Origin of the sequence: Pseudomonas sp. BIGb0381, from assembly GCF_024809815.1 — a bacterium.
Classification (GTDB): Bacteria; Pseudomonadota; Gammaproteobacteria; order Pseudomonadales; family Pseudomonadaceae; genus Aquipseudomonas.
The window spans coordinates 1062179-1085506 of sequence record NZ_JANUEN010000001.1; the positions used below are offsets into that span (position 1 = coordinate 1062179).

The 23328-nt window shown below is 56.5% G+C and carries 17 protein-coding genes; 16 read left to right on the forward strand and 1 reads right to left on the reverse strand.

The window, feature by feature from the left end; translation table 11 throughout:
* Positions 1–18: 18 nt before the first annotated feature.
* The gene (locus tag M2397_RS05040; RefSeq protein ID WP_259242383.1) at positions 19–1350 is read right to left on the reverse strand and encodes a TRZ/ATZ family hydrolase; all 1332 of its coding nucleotides are present in this window, start codon (positions 1348–1350) and stop codon (positions 19–21) included.
* A 109-nt stretch (positions 1351–1459) separates the two neighbouring features.
* Between M2397_RS05040 and mtnA the strand changes: the two genes are divergently transcribed.
* From mtnA to M2397_RS05120, 16 genes are all read left to right on the forward strand, one after another.
* Positions 1460–2530, forward strand: a complete 1071-nt coding sequence (gene mtnA, locus M2397_RS05045; protein WP_259242384.1) for an S-methyl-5-thioribose-1-phosphate isomerase — start codon at positions 1460–1462, stop codon at positions 2528–2530.
* Between the two features lie 425 nt (positions 2531–2955).
* Positions 2956–5610 carry a DNA gyrase subunit A gene (gene gyrA / locus M2397_RS05050; RefSeq protein ID WP_090407433.1) on the forward strand — a complete coding sequence of 885 codons (2655 nt, stop codon included), beginning with the start codon at positions 2956–2958 and terminating at the stop codon, positions 5608–5610.
* Between the two features lie 212 nt (positions 5611–5822).
* Positions 5823–6908 (forward strand): 3-phosphoserine/phosphohydroxythreonine transaminase, encoded by a 1086-nt coding sequence (gene serC, locus M2397_RS05055; RefSeq protein ID WP_053132455.1) that lies wholly within the window; start codon positions 5823–5825, stop codon positions 6906–6908.
* Positions 6908–8002, forward strand: a complete 1095-nt coding sequence (gene pheA / locus M2397_RS05060; protein WP_003172650.1) for a prephenate dehydratase — start codon at positions 6908–6910, stop codon at positions 8000–8002. Before serC ends, pheA begins: the two co-directional genes overlap by 1 nt.
* A gap of 9 nt (positions 8003–8011) precedes the next feature.
* On the forward strand, positions 8012–9124 hold the full coding sequence (gene hisC / locus M2397_RS05065) for a histidinol-phosphate transaminase (RefSeq protein WP_259242386.1): 1113 nt from the start codon (positions 8012–8014) through the stop codon (positions 9122–9124).
* Between the two features lie 28 nt (positions 9125–9152).
* Positions 9153–11363 (forward strand): bifunctional prephenate dehydrogenase/3-phosphoshikimate 1-carboxyvinyltransferase, encoded by a 2211-nt coding sequence (locus M2397_RS05070; protein ID WP_259242453.1) that lies wholly within the window; start codon positions 9153–9155, stop codon positions 11361–11363.
* Positions 11360–12049 (forward strand): (d)CMP kinase, encoded by a 690-nt coding sequence (gene cmk, locus M2397_RS05075; RefSeq protein ID WP_003172653.1) that lies wholly within the window; start codon positions 11360–11362, stop codon positions 12047–12049. Before M2397_RS05070 ends, cmk begins: the two co-directional genes overlap by 4 nt.
* 120 nt (positions 12050–12169) lie before the next feature.
* Positions 12170–13855, forward strand: coding sequence for a 30S ribosomal protein S1 (gene rpsA, locus M2397_RS05080; RefSeq protein ID WP_027604177.1), 1686 nt, complete (start codon positions 12170–12172; stop codon positions 13853–13855).
* 150 nt (positions 13856–14005) lie between these two features.
* The gene (locus tag M2397_RS05085; RefSeq protein ID WP_145334801.1) at positions 14006–14290 is read left to right on the forward strand and encodes a hypothetical protein; all 285 of its coding nucleotides are present in this window, start codon (positions 14006–14008) and stop codon (positions 14288–14290) included.
* A 132-nt stretch (positions 14291–14422) separates the two neighbouring features.
* Positions 14423–14719 (forward strand): integration host factor subunit beta, encoded by a 297-nt coding sequence (gene ihfB / locus M2397_RS05090; RefSeq protein ID WP_003189779.1) that lies wholly within the window; start codon positions 14423–14425, stop codon positions 14717–14719.
* A 24-nt stretch (positions 14720–14743) separates the two neighbouring features.
* The gene (locus M2397_RS05095) at positions 14744–14986 is read left to right on the forward strand and encodes a lipopolysaccharide assembly protein LapA domain-containing protein (RefSeq protein WP_145334798.1); all 243 of its coding nucleotides are present in this window, start codon (positions 14744–14746) and stop codon (positions 14984–14986) included.
* A 415-nt stretch (positions 14987–15401) separates the two neighbouring features.
* Positions 15402–16760 carry a Wzz/FepE/Etk N-terminal domain-containing protein gene (locus M2397_RS05100; protein ID WP_145334796.1) on the forward strand — a complete coding sequence of 453 codons (1359 nt, stop codon included), beginning with the start codon at positions 15402–15404 and terminating at the stop codon, positions 16758–16760.
* Positions 16761–17669: 909 nt separating this feature from the next.
* Entirely contained in the window at positions 17670–18947 is a 1278-nt protein-coding gene (tviB, locus tag M2397_RS05105) for a Vi polysaccharide biosynthesis UDP-N-acetylglucosamine C-6 dehydrogenase TviB (protein WP_145334794.1), read from the forward strand.
* A gap of 44 nt (positions 18948–18991) precedes the next feature.
* The gene (locus tag M2397_RS05110) at positions 18992–20017 is read left to right on the forward strand and encodes an NAD-dependent epimerase/dehydratase family protein (RefSeq protein WP_145334792.1); all 1026 of its coding nucleotides are present in this window, start codon (positions 18992–18994) and stop codon (positions 20015–20017) included.
* 286 nt (positions 20018–20303) lie between these two features.
* Complete coding sequence (gene asnB / locus M2397_RS05115) at positions 20304–22190, forward strand: asparagine synthase (glutamine-hydrolyzing) (RefSeq protein WP_145334790.1); 1887 nt, start codon at positions 20304–20306, stop codon at positions 22188–22190.
* A complete protein-coding gene (locus tag M2397_RS05120; protein ID WP_145334788.1) occupies positions 22187–23326 on the forward strand; it encodes a glycosyltransferase in 1140 nt (379 codons plus the stop codon). The genes asnB and M2397_RS05120 overlap by 4 nt, the downstream gene beginning before the upstream one ends.
* Positions 23327–23328 lie beyond the last annotated feature (2 nt).

The window sequence follows — 23328 nt, forward strand, 5'->3', positions numbered from 1 at the left end:
GCAGGTTCAGAGCCGGCGTTATTCGGTGTGCCCGCTGATGCGTTTTCCCCAGGCAATGGCCGTGGCGGTCAACTGTTGTTCATCCATGCGGGTGAGTTGCCGGTCGTCGAGCAACTGCTTGCCGGCGACCCAAAGGTGTTTCACGCAATCGCGTCCGGTGGCATATATAAGCTGTGAGACCGGATCGTAGATCGGTTGTTGCGCCAGCCCCGTCAGATCGAACGCGACCATATCCGCCGCCTTGCCCACTTCCAGGGAGCCGATTTCGCTTTCCAGGCCCATGGCACGTGCACCGTTGAGCGTAGCCATGCGCAGCGCACGGTGGGCATCCAGGGCAGTGGCCGAACCCGCGACGGCCTTGGCCAGCATCGCGGCGGTACGGGTTTCACCCAGCAGGTCCAGGTCGTTGTTGCTGGCGGCGCCGTCGGTGCCGATGGCCACATTGACCCCAGCCTGCCACAGACGCTCCACCGGGCAAAAGCCGCTGGCCAGTTTCAGGTTCGATTCCGGGCAATGGATGACGCTGGTGTTGCTTTCTACCAGCAAAGCCAGGTCGTCCTCGCTGATTTGGGTCATATGAACGGCCTGGAAGCGTGGGCCCAGCAAACCGAGGCGTCCCAGGCGCGCCAATGGTCGTTCACCGGTCTGTTCGACGGCCTGTTGTACCTCGAAAGCGGTTTCATGCACATGCATATGGATCGCGGCGTCCAGCTCTTCGGCGATTACCCGGATCTTTTCCAGGTTGGCATCGCACACGGTGTAGGGCGCATGGGGACCGAAGGTGATCTTGATGCGCGGGTGGTGCTTGAGGTCGCCAAACAGCTCGATGCCCTGGCGGATCGCCTCATCGGCGGTGCTGGCGCCGGGAATCGGGAAATCGAGGATCGGAATCGCAATTTGCGCACGCATGCCGCTGTTGTGCACGCAATCGCTGGCGACCTTGGGGTAGAAGTACATGTCCGAGAAGCAGGTAATGCCGCTCTTGAGCTGCTCGGCAATGGCCAGGTCGGTGCCGTCACGCACGAAGGCCTCGTCGACCCACTTGGCTTCGGCGGGCCAGATGTGTTTTTCCAGCCAGGTCATCAAGGGCAGGTCATCGGCCATGCCGCGAAACAGGCTCATCGCCGCATGCCCGTGGGCGTTGATCAGGCCGGGACTGAGCAGCATGCCCGGCAGTTCGCGCACTTGCGTGGCCGAAAGCTTCAACGCCGCAGCCCGTGGACCGATAAAGGCGATACGCCCATCGCGGATGCCCACGCCATGTTCCTTGAGCACTACGCCGGCGGGTTCGACAGGTACCAGCCAGGTTGGCAGTAGCAATAAGTCGAGCGGGGCGGCAGTGGAGGTCATCGCAGGCTTCTTCCCGGGCAGCTATAAAAGAAGCGCGAAGTATACCCGAGCGTCCTGGCTGGCGGATCGCTATAATCGGCGGCTTTTGTTGATGAGTACGGGGTGACGGATGCGCGATCGACTGTTGGCAGCGGAGAAAGTGAAGGCCATCGATTGGCGTGATGGCACGCTGCACCTGCTCGATCAACGCGCCTTGCCGTCCCAGGAACGCTGGGTGGCCTGCTCCACGGTCGATGAAGTGGCTGCGGCCATTCGCGCCATGGTGGTGCGTGGTGCACCGGCGATCGGCATCAGCGCGGCCTATGGCCTGGTGCTTGCCGCTCGTGAGCGCATCGCCGAGGGCGGTGACTGGCAGGCCGCCTGGGAAGAGGACTACGCGCTACTGGCCGATACTCGTCCGACCGCCTCGAACCTGTTCTGGGCGCTCAAGCGCATGCGCGATCGCCTGGACCGCGTCAAGAAGCACGCCGATCCGCTGGCGGTGCTGGAAGCCGAAGCTATTGCTATCCATGAAAGCGACCGGGAAGCCAACCTCGTCATGGCCCAGTTGGGCGTTGAGCGGATTCGCAAGCATCAGGGCAACGCTCAGGCGATTTTGACCCATGGCAACGCCGGCGCCTTGGCGACGGGCGGTGTCGGCACGGCCCTCGGGGTGATTCGTGCCGCCTTCCTGGAAGGCTTGGTCGAGCACGTCTACGCCAATGAAACCCGCCCATGGCTGCAAGGCTCGCGGCTGACCGCCTGGGAGCTGGCGGGCGAGGGGATCCCGGTCACAGTGAATGCCGACTCGGCCGGCGCGCATATCCTCAAGACCAAGGGCATCACCTGGGTGATCGTCGGCGCCGATTGCATTGCCGCCAATGGCGATGTGATCGGCAAGATCGGCACTTATCAATTGGCGGTGTGCGCCATGCACCACGGCGTGCGTTTCATGGTGGTGGCGCCGAGTTCGACCCTGGACCTGATGATGGCCACTGGCGACGACGTCTCCTTGGAGGAGCGCGATCCCGGTGAGCTGCTGGAGGTGATGGGGCAGCGCTTGGAGGTTAATGCGTTTAATCCGGTATTTGATGTGACTCCGGCCGACTTGATTGATGTGATTGTGACTGAGAAGGGCGTGGTTGAGCGGCCGGATACGGCGAAATTGGCCAAGCTGATGTGCCGTAAGCGGTTGCATTGAGGGCGATGGTGTCTGTGAAATGGCTATCGGGGGTAACCCCCCCTCCCACTCTTGAATTGTGAACACAGTCAAAATGTGGGAGGGGGCTTGCCCCCGATTGGCCCTTAAAGTCAATAAAACCCTCAGATCCACCCTCAAAAAAAAGCACCACCCCATCTCTGAGCCCCTCTCGTCGCCCTCAAGCCTGTCATCCGTCAAATTACTAGTCTCCATGCGCATCAGGGGGATAGGTGCGTGGCGGCGATTGTGATAACATCCGGCGGTTTCCAGGGCCGCCCCCAGGGGTTGTCCATAACGTGCAGATCCGTGTCATAACTCGTTGATTTGTCGTAAGTCGTTGTCAGGCACTGTGCCGGCAGCGGCGAGCTTCGTTCGTCCCATATGGATGCGACGAGGTTTCACCCGAAAAAGGAATCAGGCTTCTCATGGGCGAACTGGCCAAAGAAATCCTCCCGGTCAATATCGAAGACGAGCTGAAACAGTCCTACCTCGACTACGCGATGAGCGTAATTGTCGGTCGGGCACTGCCTGATGCGCGCGATGGCTTGAAGCCCGTGCACCGGCGTGTGCTGTTCGCAATGAGCGAGCTGGGTAACGACTGGAACAAGCCGTACAAGAAATCTGCCCGTGTTGTCGGTGACGTGATCGGTAAGTATCACCCTCACGGCGACACTGCGGTGTACGACACCATCGTACGTATGGCCCAGCCGTTTTCCCTGCGCTACCTGCTGGTAGACGGCCAGGGCAACTTCGGTTCGGTCGACGGCGACAACGCCGCAGCCATGCGATACACCGAAGTGCGCATGACCAAGCTGGCGCACGAGCTGCTGGCTGACCTGCACAAAGAAACCGTGGACTGGGTGCCGAACTACGACGGCACTGAAATGATCCCGGCCGTCATGCCTACCCGGATCCCCAACCTGCTGGTCAACGGTTCCAGCGGTATCGCTGTGGGCATGGCCACCAACATCCCGCCGCACAACCTCGGTGAAGTCATCGACGGTTGCCTGGCCCTTATCGACAACCCTGAGCTGACCGTCGATGAGCTGATGCAATACATCCCGGGCCCGGACTTCCCGACCGCTGCGATCATCAACGGTCGCGCCGGCATCATCGAAGCCTACCGCACCGGTCGCGGCCGTATTTACATGCGCGCCCGCTCGATGATCGAAGACATCGACAAGGTCGGCGGCCGTCAGCAGATCGTCATCACCGAACTCCCGTACCAACTGAACAAGGCGCGTCTGATCGAGAAGATCGCCGAGCTGGTTAAAGAGAAGAAGCTCGAAGGCATCACCGAACTGCGCGACGAGTCCGACAAAGACGGTATGCGCGTGGTGATCGAGCTGCGTCGTGGCGAAGTGCCTGAGGTGATCCTCAACAACCTCTACGCCCAGACCCAGCTGCAAAGCGTGTTTGGTATCAACGTCGTGGCATTGATCGACGGCCGCCCACGCATCCTGAACCTTAAGGATCTGCTGGAAGCCTTCGTACGTCACCGTCGCGAAGTCGTCACCCGTCGTACCGTGTTCGAACTGCGTAAGGCCCGCGAGCGTGGCCATATCCTGGAAGGCCAGGCTGTAGCACTGTCGAACATCGACCCGGTCATCGCCCTGATCAAGGCTTCGCCGACGCCGTCGGAAGCCAAGGAAGCGCTGATCAAGATGCCATGGGAATCCAGCGCCGTCGTGGCGATGGTTGAACGTGCCGGTGCCGACTCGTGCCGCCCGGAGACACTGGACCCGCAATACGGTCTGCGTGACGGCAAGTACTTCCTGTCGCCGGAACAGGCCCAGGCCATCCTGGAACTGCGCCTGCACCGCCTGACCGGCCTGGAGCACGAGAAGCTGCTGGCCGAGTACCAGGAGATCCTCAACCAGATCGGCGAGCTGATCCGCATCCTCAACAGCGCCGTGCGCCTGATGGAAGTGATCCGCGAAGAGCTGGAAGTGATCCGCGCCGAATACGGCGACGTGCGCCGTACCGAAATCCTCGATGCTCGCCTCGACCTGACCCTGGGTGACATGATCCCGGAAGAAGAGCGCGTGGTGACCATCTCCCACGGTGGCTATGCCAAGACCCAGCCATTGGCTGCCTACCAGGCCCAGCGTCGTGGTGGTAAAGGTAAATCGGCTACCGGCGTGAAGGATGAGGACTACATCGCTCACCTGCTGGTCGCCAACAGCCACACCACGCTGTTGCTGTTCTCCAGCAAGGGCAAGGTGTACTGGCTCAAGACCTACGAAATCCCGGAAGCTTCCCGCGCTGCCCGTGGTCGTCCGTTGGTCAACCTGCTGCCGCTGGACAGTGATGAATACATCACCACCATGCTGCCGGTCGAGGAATACACCGAAGGTCACTTCATCTTCATGGCTACCGCCAAAGGCACCGTGAAGAAGACCCCGCTGGAGTCCTTCAGCCGCCAGCGCAGCGTGGGCCTGATCGCCCTGGAGCTGGACGAAGGCGACGTACTGATCAGCGCAGCCATCACCGATGGCGAGCGTGAAGTCATGCTGTTCTCCGACGGCGGCAAGGTCACTCGCTTCAAGGAATCCGACGTTCGCGCCATGGGCCGTACCGCCCGCGGTGTACGCGGCATGCGCCTGCCGGAAGGGCAGAAGCTGATTTCGATGCTGATCCCGGAAGAAGGCAGCCAGATCCTCACCGCTTCCGAGCGTGGTTATGGCAAACGCACCGCGATCAGCGAGTTCCCGGAGTACAAGCGTGGCGGCCAGGGCGTTATCGCTATGGTCAGCAACGACCGCAACGGCCGTCTGGTCGGCGCGGTGCAGGTGCTCGACGGCGAGGAAATCATGCTGATTTCCGACCAGGGCACCCTGGTGCGTACCCGTGTGGCTGAAGTGTCGAGCCTGGGCCGTAACACCCAGGGCGTCACCTTGATCAAGCTGGCCAAGGACGAAAAACTGGTTGGCCTGGAGCGTGTCCAGGAGCCGTCGGAAGTGGAAGGCGAAGAGCTGGAAGGTGAGGAGTTTGAAGGCGAGGTGATCGCAACAGGCGATGACAACGTCGACGAGCCAACCCTCGATGCTGCCGCAGACGAAGAAGAACCGCAGGAATAAGCGGACACACAGGGGGCGGATGAAGATTCGCCCCCTTGTTGTTTGTCCCCTTTGAAAGAACAACGCCGCCCCCTGTAGGAGCGAGCTTGCTCGCGAAAATCGTCAACGATAACGCGAGCTGCCTGATGCGCCCTTGCGCTCTCGGGTTTTTCGCGAGCAAGCTCGCTCCTGCAGTGTTTGATTTCAGTCCCACCAGATCAGAGAGATTGGATGTGAGCAAGAGAGCCTATAACTTCTGTGCCGGTCCCGCGGCGCTTCCTGAAGCAGTCCTGCAGCGTGCGCAGGGTGAACTCCTCGACTGGCATGGAAAAGGCCTCTCCGTGATGGAAATGAGCCATCGCAGCGATGAGTTCGTGTCCATTGCCACCAAGGCTGAGCAGGACCTGCGCGACTTGCTCGACATCCCATCCAATTACAAAGTGCTGTTCCTGCAAGGCGGCGCGAGCCAACAGTTCGCCCAGATCCCGCTGAACCTGCTGCCGGAAGACGGCACTGCCGACTACATCGACACCGGTATCTGGGGGCAGAAGGCTATTGAAGAGGCCTCGCGCTACGGTCACGTCAACGTGGCCGGCACCGCCAAGCCCTACGATTACTTCGCCATTCCCGGTCAGAACGAATGGAAGTTGTCCAAGGATGCGGCCTACGTGCACTACGTGGCGAACGAAACCATTGGCGGCCTGGAGTTCGACTGGGTGCCGGAAGTCGGCGACGTTCCGCTGGTGTGCGACATGTCCTCGGACATCCTCTCGCGGCCTATCGACGTGTCGCGCTACGGCATGATCTACGCCGGCGCGCAGAAGAACATCGGCCCGAGCGGCATCCTGGTCAACATCGTCCGTGAAGACCTGCTGGGTCGCGCCCGTTCATTGTGCCCGACCATGCTCAACTTCAAGGTCGCAGCCGACAACGGCTCGATGTACAACACCCCGCCGGCCTTCGCCTGGTACCTGTCGGGCCTGGTGTTCGAGTGGTTGAAGGAGCAAGGCGGTGTCGCCGCCATGGGCAAGCTCAACGAAGAGAAGAAGCGCACCCTGTACGACTTCATCGACGCCAGCGGCCTGTACAGCAACCCGATCAACCTGACCGACCGCTCGTGGATGAACGTGCCGTTCCGCCTGGCTGACGACCGCCTGGACAAGCCATTCCTGGCCGGTGCCGACGCGCGTGGCCTGCTGAACCTCAAGGGTCACCGCTCGGTAGGTGGCATGCGCGCCTCCATCTACAACGCTGTCGACATCCACGCGATCAACGCGCTGGTTGCCTACATGGCAGAGTTCGAAAAGGAACACGGCTAATGTCTGAACAAGAACTCAAGGCCCTGCGGGTACGCATTGACAGCCTGGACGAGAAAGTCCTGGAACTGATCAGTGAGCGTGCGCGCTGCGCCCAGGAAGTGGCACGGGTGAAGATGGCGTCCCTGGCAGAAGGCGAAGTGCCGGTGTTCTACCGGCCGGAGCGTGAAGCCCAGGTGCTCAAGCGCGTAATGGAGCGCAACAAGGGGCCGTTGGGCAACGAAGAGATGGCGCGGTTGTTCCGTGAAATCATGTCGTCGTGCCTGGCGCTGGAGCAGCCACTGAAAGTGGCTTACCTCGGCCCGGAAGGCACCTTCACCCAAGCGGCGGCCATGAAGCACTTCGGCCACGCGGTGATCAGCAAACCAATGGCGGCCATCGACGAGGTGTTCCGTGAAGTGGCGGCCGGCGCGGTGAACTTTGGCGTGGTGCCGGTGGAAAACTCCACCGAAGGTGCGGTTAACCACACGCTGGACAGCTTCCTTGAGCACGATATGGTGATCTGCGGCGAAGTCGAGTTGCGCATCCACCATCACCTGCTGGTGGGTGAGAACACCAAGACCGACAGCATCAGCCGCATCTATTCCCATGCCCAGTCCCTGGCCCAGTGCCGCAAGTGGCTGGACGCCCATTACCCGAATGTCGAGCGCGTGGCGGTGTCCAGCAACGCCGAAGCGGCCAAGCGGGTCAAGGGTGAGTGGAATTCGGCGGCGATCGCCGGTGATATGGCGGCTGGCCTGTATGGCCTGACGCGCCTGGCCGAGAAAATCGAGGATCGCCCGGACAACTCCACGCGCTTCCTGATGATCGGCAGCCAGGAAGTGCCGCCGACCGGCGACGACAAGACTTCGATCATCGTCTCCATGAGCAACAAGCCCGGCGCGCTGCATGAGCTGCTGGTGCCGTTCCACGACAACGGGATTGACCTGACGCGCATCGAGACGCGTCCTTCGCGCAGCGGTAAGTGGACCTACGTGTTCTTTATCGACTTCATCGGCCACCACCGCGATCCGCTGGTCAAGGGTGTGCTGGAGAAGATCAGTCAGGAAGCCGTGGCGCTCAAGGTGCTGGGCTCTTACCCGAAAGCGGTTTTGTGAGGCTTTAACATGAGTGGCAACTTCCTCGCCCTGGCTCAGCCGGGCGTGCAACAACTGTCGCCTTACGTTCCGGGCAAGCCTGTGGACGAGCTGGCGCGTGAGTTGAACCTGGATCCTTCCAAAATCGTCAAGCTGGCGAGTAACGAGAATCCACTGGGCCCAAGTCCCAAGGTATTGGCGGCGATTCGTGAAGAGTTGGCCGAGCTGACCCGTTACCCGGACGGCAATGGCTTCGCCCTCAAATCCCTGCTGGCAGAAACATGCCGGGTCGAGCTGAACCAGGTCACCCTGGGCAACGGTTCCAATGACATCCTCGAGCTGGTCGGGCGTGCCTACCTGGCGCCGGGCCTGAACGCCGTGTTCAGCGAGCACGCATTTGCGGTTTACCCGATCGTCACCCAGGCTGTCGGTGCCGACGCCCGTGTGATTCCCGCCAAGGACTGGGGCCACGACCTGCCGGCCATGCTGGCTGCCATCGATGCCCAGACCCGCGTCGTGTTTATCGCCAACCCGAACAACCCGACCGGCACCTGGTTCGATGCGCAAGCGCTCAACGACTTCCTGCAAGACGTGCCTGAGCATGTGCTGGTGGTGCTGGACGAGGCCTATATCGAGTACGCCGAAGGCAGCGACCTGCCGGACGGCCTGGATTTCCTGGCGGCCTACCCGAACCTGCTGGTGTCGCGCACTTTCTCCAAGGCCTATGGCCTGGCGTCGCTGCGGGTGGGCTATGGCCTGTCGACTGCGGTGGTTGCCGATGTACTGAACCGCGTGCGCCAGCCGTTCAACGTCAACAGTCTCGCCTTGGCGGCGGCCTGTGCGGCGGTGAAGGATGCCGAATACCTTGAAGAAGGTCGTCGCATCAACGCAAGCGGCATGCTGCAGTTGCAGGATGGGTTCCGTGAGCTGGGTCTGGGCTGGATTCCCTCCAAGGGCAACTTCATTTGTGTCGACCTTGGCCAAGTGGCAGCCCCGGTATTCCAGGGGCTGCTGCGCGAAGGTGTGATCGTGCGCCCGGTGGCCAACTACGGCATGCCGAACCACCTGCGGATCACCATCGGCTTGCCGGCTGAAAACAGCCGCTTCCTGGAGGCGTTGGCCAAGGTCCTGGCTCGTGTTTGATGTCACTGCATTGCAACCTGCTGTGCCTATGATCGGTCGCCTGGTGGTGGTAGGGCTGGGCTTGATCGGTGGCTCCTTCGCCAAAGGCCTGCGCGAAAGCGGGCTGTGCGGCGAAGTAGTCGGTGTGGACCTGGACCCGCAGTCGCGCAAGCTGGCGGTTGAGTTGGGCGTGGTGGATCGCTGTGAGGCGGACCTGGCGCTGGCGTGCCAGGGGGCTGACGTCATTCAGCTCGCTGTGCCGATCCTGGCGATGGAGAAACTGCTGGCGGTATTGGCCGGCATGGACCTCGGCCAGGCGATCCTGACGGACGTCGGCAGTGCCAAGGGCAATGTGGTGCGTGCGGCGCAACAGGCCTTTGGCGGCATGCCGTCGCGTTTTGTGCCGGGCCATCCGATTGCTGGTTCCGAGCAGAGCGGGGTGGAAGCGTCCAATGCGCAGCTGTTCCGCCGCCATAAAGTGATCCTGACGCCGCTGGAACAAACCGATCCGGCCGCGCTGGCCGTGGTGGATCGTCTCTGGCGGGAGCTGGGGGCGGACGTGGAGCATATGCAGGTCGAGCGCCACGACGAAGTGCTGGCGGCGACCAGCCATTTGCCACATCTATTGGCATTCGGCCTGGTGGACTCCCTGGCCAAGCGCAACGAAAACCTCGAAATTTTCCGTTACGCCGCCGGTGGCTTCCGCGATTTCACGCGAATTGCCGGCAGTGATCCGGTGATGTGGCATGACATCTTTCTCGCCAATCGCGAAGCGGTGTTGCGCACCCTGGACACCTTCCGCAGTGACCTCGACGCCTTGCGCGACGCGGTCGATGCCGGGGATGGCCATCAATTATTGGGCGTGTTCACCCGTGCGCGGGTGGCGCGTGAGCATTTCAGCAAGATCCTGGCTCGCCGGGCCTATATGGAAACCGCTGTGAACGCCGATGACCTGACCTTCCTCGCCAACCCCGGTGGCCGCTTGAGCGGGCGTATCCGGGTGCCGGGTGACAAGTCGATCTCCCATCGCTCGATCATGCTCGGCTCGTTGGCCGAGGGCGTGACGGAGGTGGAAGGGTTCCTTGAGGGTGAAGACGCCCTGGCGACCCTGCAGGCGTTTCGCGACATGGGCGTGGTGATTGAGGGGCCGCATCATGGGCGCGTGACCATTCATGGTGTGGGCTTGCACGGCTTGAAGCCGGCGCCGGGCCCGATCTACCTGGGCAATTCCGGTACGTCCATGCGCCTGCTGTCCGGTTTGTTGGCGGCGCAACGTTTTGACAGCGTGTTGACCGGCGATGCTTCCCTGTCCAAGCGCCCGATGAACCGCGTGGCCAAGCCATTGCGGGACATGGGCGCGGTGATCGAGACCGGGCCGGAAGGGCATCCGCCGCTGACCATTCGTGGCGGCCAGGCGCTGAAAGGCCTGACTTATGCGTTGCCGATGGCCAGCGCCCAGGTCAAATCCTGCCTGTTGCTGGCTGGGCTGTATGCCGAAGGTAAAACCGCAGTGACCGAGCCTGCGCCGACCCGTGACCATACCGAGCGTATGCTGCGCGGTTTTGGTTACCCGGTTGCTGTGGAGGGTGCTACTGCGTCGGTGGAATCGGGTCATGTACTGACCGCGACCCATATCGAAGTGCCGGGGGACATCTCCTCTTCGGCATTCTTCCTGGTGGCGGCTTCGATTGCCGAAGGCTCCGAGTTGTTGCTGGAGCATGTCGGCATCAACCCGACCCGCACTGGGGTGATCGATATCCTGCGTCTGATGGGGGCAGATATCACCCTGGAAAACCCGCGCGAAGTGGGTGGCGAGCCTGTCGCTGACCTGCGCGTGCGTGCTGCTGCGTTGAAAGGGATCGAGATCCCTGAGGCGCTGGTGCCGTTGGCGATCGACGAGTTCCCGGTGCTGTTCGTCGCGGCGGCCTGCGCTGAAGGGCGAACCGTGTTGCGGGGGGCGCAAGAGTTGCGTGTGAAGGAGTCCGACCGTATTCAGGTCATGGCCGACGGTCTGTTGGCGTTGGGGGTGAAGTGTGAACCGACCCCCGATGGGATTATCATTGACGGTGGCCTGATGGGTGGTGGTGAAGTCCATGCCCATGGCGATCACCGGATTGCCATGGCCTTCAGTGTGGCTTCCCTGCGGGCGGCTGCGCCGATTCGTATCCATGACTGCGCCAATGTTGCTACGTCTTTTCCGAACTTTCTTACACTGTGTGCCCAAGTCGGCATCCGTGTTGCCCAAGAGGCTCAATTGTGAATATCAAAGCACCGGTGATTACCATCGACGGGCCAAGCGGCTCGGGCAAAGGCACGATCGCCGGCATCCTGGCCAAGCGCCTGGGCTGGTGCCTGTTGGATTCCGGCGCGTTGTACCGCCTGCTGGCGTTCGCCGCACGTAACCATGGCGTCGACCTGACCAACGAAGAATCCCTGAAGCTGCTGGCCGCGCACCTTGATGTGCAGTTCGTCGGCGCGACGGAAGGTCATCCCCAGCGCATCATCCTGGAAGGGGACGATGTGACCGATGATTTGCGTAACGAGCAGGTCGGCTCCTGGGCCTCCCAGGTTGCCGCGCTGCCGGCTGTGCGTGATGCGCTGTTGCAGCGTCAGCGGGCTTTCCAGGAGCCGCCGGGCCTGGTGGCCGATGGCCGTGACATGGGCACGGTCGTGTTTCCCGAGGCGCCGCTGAAGATTTTCCTGACCGCCAGCGCCGAGGAGCGGGCTCGCCGCCGCTACTTGCAGTTGAAGGGCAAAGTCGATGGTGTTAGTCTGTCGAGTCTGCTAGATGAGATCCGTGCACGCGATGAGCGTGATACCCAGCGCGCAGTAGCCCCGCTAAAGCCGGCGGCTGATGCCATACAGCTGGATTCCACGGAGTTGTCCATCGAGCAGGTGCTGGAACGCATCTTGAGTGAAATCGCCATTCGCGATATCGCCGGGTGATCAAGAAGGCCGCAGGGGACCAGTCATAGTCCTGCGGTGGCTTCTTTTAACTGAAACTGACCCACACCGTCTGGGGTGTGGAGATGGGCGTATTCTTCGCCCTTATCAACAGGAATTAAAATGAGCGAAAGCTTTGCGGAACTCTTTGAAGAAAGCCTAAAAACCCTGAACCTTCAGGCAGGCTCCATCATCACCGGTGTTATCGTTGATATCGATTACCAAGCTCGCTGGGTAACCGTTCACGCTGGTCTGAAGTCTGAAGCTCTGATCCCGCTGGAACAGTTCTACAACGATGCTGGTGATCTGACAATCAATGTCGGTGACGAAGTTCACGTTGCTCTGGACTCGGTTGAAGACGGTTTCGGTGAAACCAAGCTGTCCCGTGAAAAAGCCAAGCGCGCTGAATGCTGGATTGTTCTCGAAGCAGCCTTCGCAGCTGAAGAAGTGGTCAAGGGCGTTATCAACGGTAAGGTTAAAGGCGGCTTCACTGTCGACGTTAACGGCATCCGTGCGTTCCTGCCAGGTTCTTTGGTCGACGTTCGTCCTGTGCGCGACACCACGCACCTGGAAGGCAAAGAACTCGAATTCAAGGTCATCAAGCTCGACCAGAAGCGCAACAACGTTGTCGTTTCCCGTCGCAGCGTCCTGGAAGCAGAGAACTCCGCCGAGCGTGAAGCTCTGCTGGAATCCCTGCAGGAAGGCCAACAAGTCAAAGGTATCGTCAAGAACCTCACCGATTACGGCGCATTCGTCGATCTGGGTGGCGTCGATGGCCTGCTGCACATTACCGATATGGCTTGGAAGCGTATCAAGCATCCTTCCGAAATCGTCAATGTTGGCGACGAGATCGATGTCAAGGTTCTGAAATACGATCGCGAGCGCAATCGTGTTTCCCTGGGCCTGAAGCAGCTGGGTGAAGATCCATGGGTTGCTATCAAAGCCCGTTACCCAGAAAGCACTCGCGTCACCGCGCGTGTTACCAACCTGACTGACTACGGCTGCTTCGCTGAGCTGGAAGAAGGCGTTGAAGGCCTGGTACACGTTTCCGAAATGGACTGGACCAACAAGAACATCCACCCTTCGAAAGTCGTACAAGTCGGCGACGAAGTGGAAGTTATGGTTCTGGACATCGACGAAGAGCGTCGTCGTATCTCCCTGGGCATCAAGCAGTGCAAATCTAACCCATGGGAAGATTTCTCTGGCCAGTTCAACAAGGGCGATAAAATCTCCGGCACCATCAAGTCGATCACCGATTTCGGTATCTTCATTGGTCTGGACGGCGGCATCGACGGCCTGGTTCACCTGTCCGACATCTCCTGGAACGAAGTTGGCGAAGAAGCTGTTCGTCGTTTCAAGAAGGGCGACGAGCTGGACACCGTTATCCTGTCGGTTGACCCAGAGCGCGAGCGCATCTCCCTGGGTATCAAGCAACTGGAAAGCGATCCGTTCTCCGAGTACGTTCAAGAGAACGACAAAGGCGCAATCGTTAAAGGCACTGTGAAAGAAGTTGACGCCAAAGGCGCCATCATCGTTCTGGCCGACGATATCGAAGCGACTCTGAAAGCCTCCGAAATCAGCCGTGACCGCGTTGAAGACGCGCGCAACGTTCTGAAAGAAGGCCAGGAAGTAGAAGCCAAGATCATCAGCGTTGATCGCAAGAGCCGCGTGATCCAACTCTCCATCAAGTCGAAAGACGAAGTGGAAGAGAAAGAAGCCATCCAGAGCCTGAAATCGGCTCCGGAAGCTGCAACAGGCGAGACCACCATGGCCTCCCTGCTGCGCGAAGCAATGGCTAAGCAGAACTAAGTTCTGTAAGGCTGTAAAAAGGGCGACTTCGGTCGCCCTTTTTTGTGCCTGAAATTCGTTGAATCAACAGGCAAGAACCAAGGTCTGCAGCTTGGTGTCAGAGCTGAATACAGTATTGATAAAGGCGCTCCCGAGTTGTTAAGGATTTCAATGAACAGGCTTATCGTGCTGCTCGCAGTGGTAGCGCTTGCAGGCTGTGCCGCCACCAGCGCCAAAACTCACGCGAGGCGCGGTGTCAGCGGCATTGAGGTCGATTGCTCGGGGTTGGGCAACAACTGGGATAAGTGCGAGAAACGCGCCGCCCGCGAATGCAGGATGCAGGGCTATAAGGTCATCACCAGGTCCAGCGATGCCAAGGACGAAGAGGGCGACTATCTGTTCGGCTGGAACCCTGCCGGCGCAGTCACCCGCACCATGCTGGTGATCTGCAATTGAGGGCAATGCATGTGCTCTGTGGGTGTTTATTTAACCCGCAGATAAGTTTATGTATGGGCTGTTCAAATTCATCAAGTCATGCTAAAACCTTCGAAGCGCTTTTCCTAGCTGCTTGAAAAAGAAGGGAAAAATATGACGAAGTCGGAGTTGATCGAACGAATTGTCACCCATCAAGGGTTGCTCTCATCCAAGGATGTGGAGCTGGCCATCAAGACCATGCTCGAGCAAATGTCCCAGTGCCTGGCCACCGGTGATCGGATTGAGATCCGTGGGTTTGGGAGTTTTTCGTTGCACTACCGTGCGCCACGCGTCGGCCGTAACCCAAAGACAGGCCAGTCCGTCAGCCTTGACGGAAAATTTGTTCCTCACTTCAAGCCGGGCAAGGAATTGCGCGATCGGGTGAACGAAGAGGAAGAAGAGGGCGTCTGAGTGTTTTTGGGGTAGGAGAAGTTTATGCATGGGGTTAAGCGCGTTGTTTTGGTGCTGGCTGTGCTGGCTGTCGCATTTGTGATTTTGGCATTTGTGCTGGGAAACCAGCAGGAAATATCGTTGTCGTTTTTGGGCTTTGCTACCGCCGAAATGCCAGTCTCCGTGTTCGTGGTATTGGCGCTTATTGTAGGAACTTTTATAGGGCCGCTGTTGGCCTTGCTGGGTCGTAAGCGGCGCCACAAGTCAGTTCCTACCGGACGTGTCTGAAGGCAGACACCTGTCCGTTAAACAGCTGCGATTGACCGTCTGTCGGTTAGTCTTCTCGATCGCGCGTCCCCATCTGGCGCTTCAGTTCGGCTGTGCCGGGTCCGCGGTCAATCACGAACTCTCCGTCTTTATTCAGTCTTTATCGCGTATTTAAGCGCTCTTAGGTGCCCGCCGTCTTTGGGGGGGGGCGGTAGGAGTGGGTGGCTTGCTGTCTGGGAGCTGCCCTATAGACATGTCAAGACTTGAAATATGTCTGAGAGATGGCAGAATGAAATCTGTTCTCGATAACGGGCATTTTGTGCGCTCAAAATTTGGCAGCGACGCTGGGTTTTGGCGATCATCTAATTAGAATAAAAACACACAATGTTGTCTGCATAACGAGCCCGCAGTTTCTCTTTGAAGGCAGGTTTTTGTTGTGAGTAGTAGCTTTCGTGTTCCACCGACTCGGTCTTCGGATGAAGTAGATCTCGTCGTATTTCTTAAATCTCTCTGGGATCAAAAAAAACTACTGCTTCTGATGATTTTGGCAGGTGGACTCATTGGCGCCTCCTATGCCTTTTTGGCGACGCCACAGTACGAGGTTAGCGCAGTGTTGCGCCCTGCAGCTATTAATGATTTGGATGCACTTAATCGATCCGGGATTTACCAGCTGTCACCCGCTGACGCTCTCCTTAAAGTTGGCGCTTCGCTGGAGTCTTACGATACTCGCTTAGCTTTTTTCAGAGCCAATCAAAATCTGTTCGAAAAATTTGTACGGCCGGGACAGACCCTTGAGCAGAGCTTTGAGGCGTTTAACCGCAACTCGATTCGTTTGACTGTACCTGGCGCAGACAAAAAAGGTTCGTTGAGTGCCTACGTCAAACTTCAGATGACCTATTCAAAGGATATTGACGGTGTTGCTATCGTCAACGGTATTGTTGACTACGCTATTGATGATGAGCGGAAGCAAATTGCGAATGACGTAAATGTTATTGTCAAAAATCGTCTCAATGAAATCAAAGGTAAGCTTAATTCTGCTCGTGCGAACTATTATGTAAATAAAGAAGCCAAAATTGCTACATTGCGCGAAATTGACTCGGTAAAGCGTGCGCAATTACAGGATGAATTGAAGGCTCTGCGAATTCAACTAAAGGCGTTGCGCAACGATCGTGTTAATCAGCTGAAGGAAGCGATCGGAATTGCAAAGTCGCTGGGGATACAAAAGCCGACTACACCCTCTGCGTTTGGTGAGTTGGTAAATGCCAGGAGCGGCAGTATGGTCCGCACCGAAATCAACAACCAACAAACTCCGCTATACTTTATGGGGGTAGATGCACTTAAGTCTGAGCTTAGTGCGTTGGAACTGCGTCAGTCAGATGACTTTACTGATCCGCGTGTCAGCCAGATTGCCAAGGAGCTTCAGTTACTCGCCTCCAATCGCGAAATTGAAATTTTGAACGCTCGGAAAAATGAGGATTTGTTTCTCGCGGATGTTCAGCCATTGCGCGCAGAGCTAGCTCGTTTGAGCAACTTGAACACTGATATGACGGGGCTGAAATTGGTAGCTGTCGACCAACAAGCTCTTGAGCCGTTAGCATCTGCTAGTCCAAATCGCCTACTCATAATAGTGCTTGGCTTATTTGCAGGGCTGGTACTGGGCATTTTCATTTTACTTAGTAGGTTTGTTTTTGTTGCTAATAGCTCCGATGCACGGCTGGTTGCTACAGATTCTTCTGTGCCTTTATTGCAGCCTCGGGCGCAGGGTGGTGCTGTGCTAATCGATAGTGCTCGGTAAGCGTCTGGCGAAGTCACCTGCATCAATGAATGCAGCGCTGGGCTGCGCAAGAGTCTTCTCCGTAAGCGAAGGTGTTGCTATCTATAAAGGCCAAGTCGTCGATGGATTTCGGAAGTCGACAGGTTTAGGGTATAGATAAACTTATCCGACTTTTGCATCGGGTCGCATTATGGCGAACGAGTTCCAGAAAAAATCGCGAGCACAGTATCCGGTATCACTTGGCAGCTTTGAATGCGTAGTTCATGGAGCGGTTGCATTGTTCCACGCAGTCGGCATAACTCGTTTCTTTCTCCGCGACTCGCTATGCTAGGGTGGGCCAGTCTGCAGCGAAGGAATCGAGTTTGAATTGTTGGCAGAACGCTTCGATGTTTGATCGCCTTGGTACGCACTCGACTGCTAATAGGCGCAACGCCGCAGTGGTTAGGTCATCACTTCCAGTCTGCTGTATTCGCCAAGGTAGCAAAAACCGAGCTGTAAATTGGCATGAGGGTACCACGCGTGCTGCTTCAGACGCTGATGGCAGATCTTGCTTTGGCTGGTTCACAAGTTGCGGTTTATCTGGTGCTGACGCTTATTTGCTGACGCATCTCGTAGTATGCTTACCGAGCGCTTCCATGCTGAGGGGGCTGGCCTGCCTGTTTTTTGTAGGTCGTTGACACTTGACCGGCTGAACGTGGCGAGCTTTCCGGCTTAGGGGGGGGAATGATATTGTTGGTGGCGACCAAAATGTTGCCGTTGATGCTCAGTTGACGAAGAAAGCGCGTGTGCAAGCAGCTGAAAATTTCTTGCGTAGGTGAGTTCAGCGTGTTGGGTATGCTGTCAGAGGATTTGACTCGCTAGAATATTGAAGTATTTAGCGCTGAAGCTGGTTCAGTGAAATTTTATTTTATCATTAGGCTTTTTTTAATTATGCAAAAACTGGAAGATATTAAGCTCGCCATCATAGGTCTTGGATATGTTGGCTTGCCCCTGGCGGTGGAGTTTGGCAAGCATCGGACAGTGGTTGGGTTTGACATCAACCAGCTGCGTATCCAAGCCTTGAGAGCCGGGCACGACTCCACTTTGGAAGTGAGCGATGAGGAGTTAAAGCAGGCCGGCAAGCTCAGCTTTAGTTTTAACCTGGACGAATTGTCCAGTTGCAATACGTTCGTCGTGACAGTGCCTACGCCGATTGATGAGTACAACCAGCCAGACCTTACTCCACTGATCAAAGCATCAGAAAGTATAGGTAAGGTGCTGAAGAAAGGCGACCTGGTTATTTATGAGTCGACGGTTTATCCCGGTGCAACTGAAGAAGACTGCGTGCCTGTCCTTGAGAAATTTTCCGGATTAAAATTCAACGTCGATTTTTTTGCCGGATATAGCCCTGAGCGTATTAATCCAGGAGACAAGGAACATCGTGTCACTACCATCAAGAAAGTGACGTCCGGATCCACGCCTGAGATCGCTGATCTGGTAGATGCTCTTTACAATCAGATCATTATTGCGGGCACGCACAAGGCAAGCAGTATTAAAGTTGCCGAAGCGGCGAAAGTTATTGAGAATACCCAGCGCGACTTAAACATCGCTCTGATCAATGAGCTGGCCATTATTTTTAATAAAATGGGTATTGATACGGAGTCAGTGCTCCAAGCTGCGGGCACGAAATGGAATTTCCTGCCATTTCGGCCGGGCTTGGTGGGCGGGCACTGCATCGGCGTCGACCCTTACTACCTGACTCACAAGGCTCAGTCGATCGGCTATCACCCCGAAATCATTCTCGCGGGTCGCCGTCTCAATGACGGAATGGGCGCATATGTGGTCTCCCAGTTGGTAAAAACAATGGTTAAGCGCCGTATTCATGTCGATGGCGCTCGTGTACTGATCATGGGTCTGGCGTTCAAGGAGAATTGCCCGGACCTGCGTAACACGCGAATCGTGGATATTGTCAATGAACTGAAAGAGTACAATATTGCAGTGGATATTTATGATCCATGGGTCAGTCCTGAAGAGGCCAATCATGAATATGGCATAATCCCTATTACTGATCCCGGTACTGATGTTTACGACGGTATTGTGCTCGCTGTTGCGCATAATGAATTCAAAGGTCTGGGCGCTGAAAAAATTCGGAAGTTTGGTAAGTCTGCGCATGTTCTTTACGATCTAAAATATCTGCTGAGTCGTGAAGAGTCTGATATTCGTTTGTGATTTGATTTATGCGTTCTATTTTTCAATAAACGAAGAGCCAATTTATGTCCCGCTATGAAACGCTCGTGGAAACACTCAAGACTTCACCTAAAACGTGGTTGATCACTGGAGTAGCCGGATTTATTGGCTCCAATCTATTGGAGACTCTGCTTGGTCTGAATCAAGTTGTCGTCGGCCTTGACAATTTTGCGACGGGTTATCAGCGCAACCTTGATGAGGTTAAGGGTACCGTCACTGCGCAGCAGTGGGCTCGTTTTAGCTTTATCGAAGGTGATATCAAGTTATTGGATGACTGTCAGCGCGCATGTGGAGGGGTTGATTACGTATTGCACCAAGCGGCGCTTGGATCGGTACCACGTTCTCTGAATGACCCAGTCGCTACGAATGCCACCAATATTGATGGTTTTCTCAATATACTAGTGGCGGCCAGGGACGCGCAAGTAAAAAGCTTTACTTACGCTGCCAGTAGTTCTACTTATGGAGATCACCCGGGTTTGCCGAAAGTGGAAGACGTTATTGGCAATCCACTCTCCCCGTACGCAGTTACCAAGTATGTCAACGAGCTCTACGCTGAAGTATTCGCTAGGTGTTATGGTTTTGAAAGCATCGGCCTGCGTTACTTCAATGTGTTTGGTAAGCGTCAGGATCCGGATGGTGCCTATGCTGCGGTGATCCCTAAATGGGCCGCTTCGATGATTAAGAACCAAGAGGTTTTTATTAATGGAGATGGTGAAACCAGCAGGGATTTCTGCTTTATCGAAAACACAGTTCAAGCCAATCTGCTGGCCGCTACCGTGACTGAGCCTGCCGCTCGAAATCAAGTTTACAACGTTGCTGTCAGCGGGCGTACCGACCTTAACATGCTATTTTCTGCCCTGCGCCAGTCGTTGTCGCAGCACGGGATCAGTTATGAAAAGTCGCCAGTGTATCGTGATTTTCGTGCTGGAGATGTTCGGCATTCTCAGGCAGATATCGGTAAGATAAAAGCGCTGTTGGGCTATGAGCCGAAATTTGATATTCAGCAGGGTATTGCGAAAGCAATGGGCTGGTATTCGACATTTCTGAAGTAATGGGTGTTTGTATTGTTCTGTGAATGTCTCAAGCGCTCAAATTATGGGCGCTAGGTGCTTTCGTTGTGTTGCGCAGTTCTGGAGGCTGCTCGCCGAAAATGCCGGGTCGATGAGTGTTGTACGGCTATTTATTTCCAATGAAGCTTCTAAGGTTTTTTGTTTTGTTAAAGATAGGTCAACCTCTGCTTTAGTTGTTCACGGTATATGATGCTGGTCACATCCCGAGGCTGCTTGGGATATCTCGTAAGCTAGGATCGCGATTAAATACGTTCAGGGGAATTGAGGCATGTGTGGGTTTTCTGGTTTCTTCGCAGCAGCCCCTCTGGGTGATGGCGCAAATGCCATCCTGGCAGCGATGGGCAACGCGATCTACAGCCGCGGCCCCGATGATGCTGGAACTTGGTCTGATGCATCACTTGGAATAGGCCTGTCGCACCGTCGGCTTGCAGTTGTTGATCGTTCAGCCGCCGGCCATCAGCCTATGCATTCTTCTAGTGGGCGCTACGCCATGGCGTTCAATGGCGAAATTTATAACCACCTCTCATTGCGCACCCTCCTGACCACCGAGCACGTCGAAACCTGGCGTGGTCACTCGGATACAGAGACCTTACTGGCCTGCTTCGAGCGATGGGGCGTGGAGAAGACCCTTCAGGCGACGGTAGGGATGTTTGCCATTGCGTTATGGGACACGCAGGAGCGCCAGTTGATACTGGCCCGTGATCGATTGGGAGAGAAACCGCTCTATTGGGGCTGGCATAACGATGTTCTGCTGTTCGGATCGGAACTCAAGGCGCTCAAGGTACACCCGGCCTTTTCCGCCAATATTGATCGCGACGCCTTGGCGCTGTACCTGCGGCACAATTATGTGCCGGCGCCTTACAGTATTTATCAGGGTATTGAAAAGCTCCCGCCTGGACATTACGTAGCAATCTCGCTTGGACAAAAGCGAGCATCCGTCGATTTGATTCCATTCTGGTCTTTCAATGCTGCCGTGGAAGCTGGTCTCGATAATCCACTGCAATCCGATAGCAAGACTGTCGTGGACACGCTCGAAACCCAGCTTGACCAGAGTATTGGTATGCAAATGCTCGCCGATGTTCCATTAGGCGCTTTCTTGAGCGGCGGCGTCGATAGCAGCTTAATTGTCGCACTCATGCAGAAGCAAAGTCCGCGCCCGGTGAAGACCTTCACGATTGGTTTCAGCGAAGATGGTTTTAACGAAGCGGAGCATGCGCTCGCAGTTTCTCGCCATCTGCATACCGAACACAGCGAGATTTATATCCAGGCGAAGGATGCGCTGAATATTATTCCTGACCTGCCGCGCATCTATTGCGAGCCGTTTGCCGACAGTTCGCAAATACCTACCTATCTGGTCAGCCAAATGGCGCGTGAGCATGTCACCGTTACGTTGAGCGGTGACGCTGGTGATGAGCTGTTTGGCGGGTATAACCCTTATCAGTTTGCGCCGCGCTTATGGCGCAAGGTCAGCAAGGTGCCAGGCGGGATGCGGCAAGTGGCAGCAAGTTCGTTGAAAAAGCTACAGCTTAAAGGGAGGGCTGAAAAGCTGATTGATATTCTTGGGTGTCGTAATCGCGAGGATTTCTATCGCCAGCTTGTCAGCCATTGGAAAACGCCCTCGAACGCGGTAATCAGTGGCAACGAAGGTCCGACATTGCTCGAAACGCCAGAAAAGTGGCCGGCTGGGACGCGATTCGAAGAGTGGATGATGGCAATGGATGCTCAGACCTACATGGTCGACGATATCCTTGTAAAAGTAGATCGAGCTGCCATGGCCAACAGTCTGGAGACGCGCGTCCCGCTGCTCGATCATCGCGTTGTCGAGTTGGCGTGGCGTATACCTCTGGATATGAAAATTCGTGGAGGGGTTGGTAAGTGGGCGTTGAAAGAGGTTCTATACCGCCATGTTCCACGCGAGTTGATAGAACGACCAAAAAAAGGTTTTTCCATTCCGATTGCGGCCTGGCTGCGCGGTCCTCTCAGAGAGTGGTCTGAAATACTGCTGAATGAAAAACGTCTACAGCAAGAGGGTTTTTTTCATCCAACGGTGATCCGAAAGGTGTGGGAGCAGCATCTGAGCGGTCGAGCCGACCATTCGAGCAAGCTGTGGGGTGTATTGATGTTTCAAGCTTGGCTGGAGGAACAGGGACCTTGAAAGTAGCCCATGTCATCGTTGGTCTGCATATTGGTGGCGCGGAGTTGATGCTGCTGCGCCTGTGTGAGTCATTCAAGGCGCGTGGTGAGGATGAGCATCGCGTGATCTCCCTGACCGATCTGGGTGAAGTGGGGGAGCGGCTTCGAGCCAGCGGTATCGCCGTCGAAACCCTGCATATGCGCGGAAAGTGGGACTTGCTGGGCGTTATTATCAAGTTGGTCAGCGATCTTCGTCGGCAAAAGCCCGATATCGTGCAGACTTGGATGTACCATTCCGATCTCGTTGGAGGCATAGCAGCGCGTTTGGTCGGGGTGAAGCGTGTCATATGGGGCATCAGGACGACGGATGTAAGCAGTGGCGGCAGCAAGGCCACGATTATCATTCGAAAGCTGTGTGCATGGCTTTCCGGATCCATCCCGGATGTGATTGTCTGCGCTGCGCAAGCATCGCGAAAAACCCATGTTGAAGTCGGTTATGCTCCTGAGCGCATGACGGTCATACCTAATGGCTTTGATCTTGCGCGATTGGTAGCCAAACCTTCGGAGCGTGATGCTATTCGTGAGGCTCATGGCATTGGGCGTGATGAGCTGGTGATCGGCAGTCTCGGTCGTTTTAACCCGGTCAAGGATCACGCCAATTTTATCAAAGCCGCAGGCATGGTCGCTGGCCGGTTTGCGAACGTCAGGTTTCTGATGGTAGGGCGCGATGTTGATAAGAATAATGCCGCGCTGATGGCTGACATTGCTTCCACCGGGCATGCTGATCGGTTTGTTCTGCTTGGTGAGCGCAAGGACGTTGCTGCCTGTTTCAAAGCAATGGATGTTTTTTGCCTGCATTCATTAACCGAAGGCTTCCCAAACGTTCTAGGCGAAGCCATGAGCATGGCATTGCCTTGTGTCACCACGGATGTGGGCGATGCAGCATTCCTGTTGGGCGGATTGGGCTTGGTAGTGCCGGCACAGGATACCCTGCGGCTATCCGAAGCATTCGTCTCGGTACTTTCCGCAACAGCGTCTGAGCGCGCTGCATTGGGGCAGAGCGTTTATAAACGCATCGCAGAAAATTTCACAATGAAATGTACCGAATATCAATACAAAGCTCTATATCATCGCTTTCTTTCGAATCAGGATGCATAGTG

Bases quoted from the DNA above. Each gene is read 5' to 3' on its own strand.
- M2397_RS05040 (WP_259242383.1), bottom strand. From the start codon at position 1,350: ATGACCTCCACTGCCGCCCCGCTCGACTTATTGCTACTGCCAACCTGG.
- mtnA (WP_259242384.1), top strand. From the start codon at position 1,460: ATGCGCGATCGACTGTTGGCAGCGGAGAAAGTGAAGGCCATCGATTGG.
- gyrA (WP_090407433.1), top strand. From the start codon at position 2,956: ATGGGCGAACTGGCCAAAGAAATCCTCCCGGTCAATATCGAAGACGAG.
- pheA (WP_003172650.1), top strand. From the start codon at position 6,908: ATGTCTGAACAAGAACTCAAGGCCCTGCGGGTACGCATTGACAGCCTG.
- hisC (WP_259242386.1), top strand. From the start codon at position 8,012: ATGAGTGGCAACTTCCTCGCCCTGGCTCAGCCGGGCGTGCAACAACTG.
- M2397_RS05070 (WP_259242453.1), top strand. From the start codon at position 9,153: ATGATCGGTCGCCTGGTGGTGGTAGGGCTGGGCTTGATCGGTGGCTCC.
- rpsA (WP_027604177.1), top strand. From the start codon at position 12,170: ATGAGCGAAAGCTTTGCGGAACTCTTTGAAGAAAGCCTAAAAACCCTG.
- M2397_RS05085 (WP_145334801.1), top strand. From the start codon at position 14,006: ATGAACAGGCTTATCGTGCTGCTCGCAGTGGTAGCGCTTGCAGGCTGT.
- ihfB (WP_003189779.1), top strand. From the start codon at position 14,423: ATGACGAAGTCGGAGTTGATCGAACGAATTGTCACCCATCAAGGGTTG.
- M2397_RS05095 (WP_145334798.1), top strand. From the start codon at position 14,744: ATGCATGGGGTTAAGCGCGTTGTTTTGGTGCTGGCTGTGCTGGCTGTC.
- tviB (WP_145334794.1), top strand. From the start codon at position 17,670: ATGCAAAAACTGGAAGATATTAAGCTCGCCATCATAGGTCTTGGATAT.
- M2397_RS05110 (WP_145334792.1), top strand. From the start codon at position 18,992: ATGTCCCGCTATGAAACGCTCGTGGAAACACTCAAGACTTCACCTAAA.
- asnB (WP_145334790.1), top strand. From the start codon at position 20,304: ATGTGTGGGTTTTCTGGTTTCTTCGCAGCAGCCCCTCTGGGTGATGGC.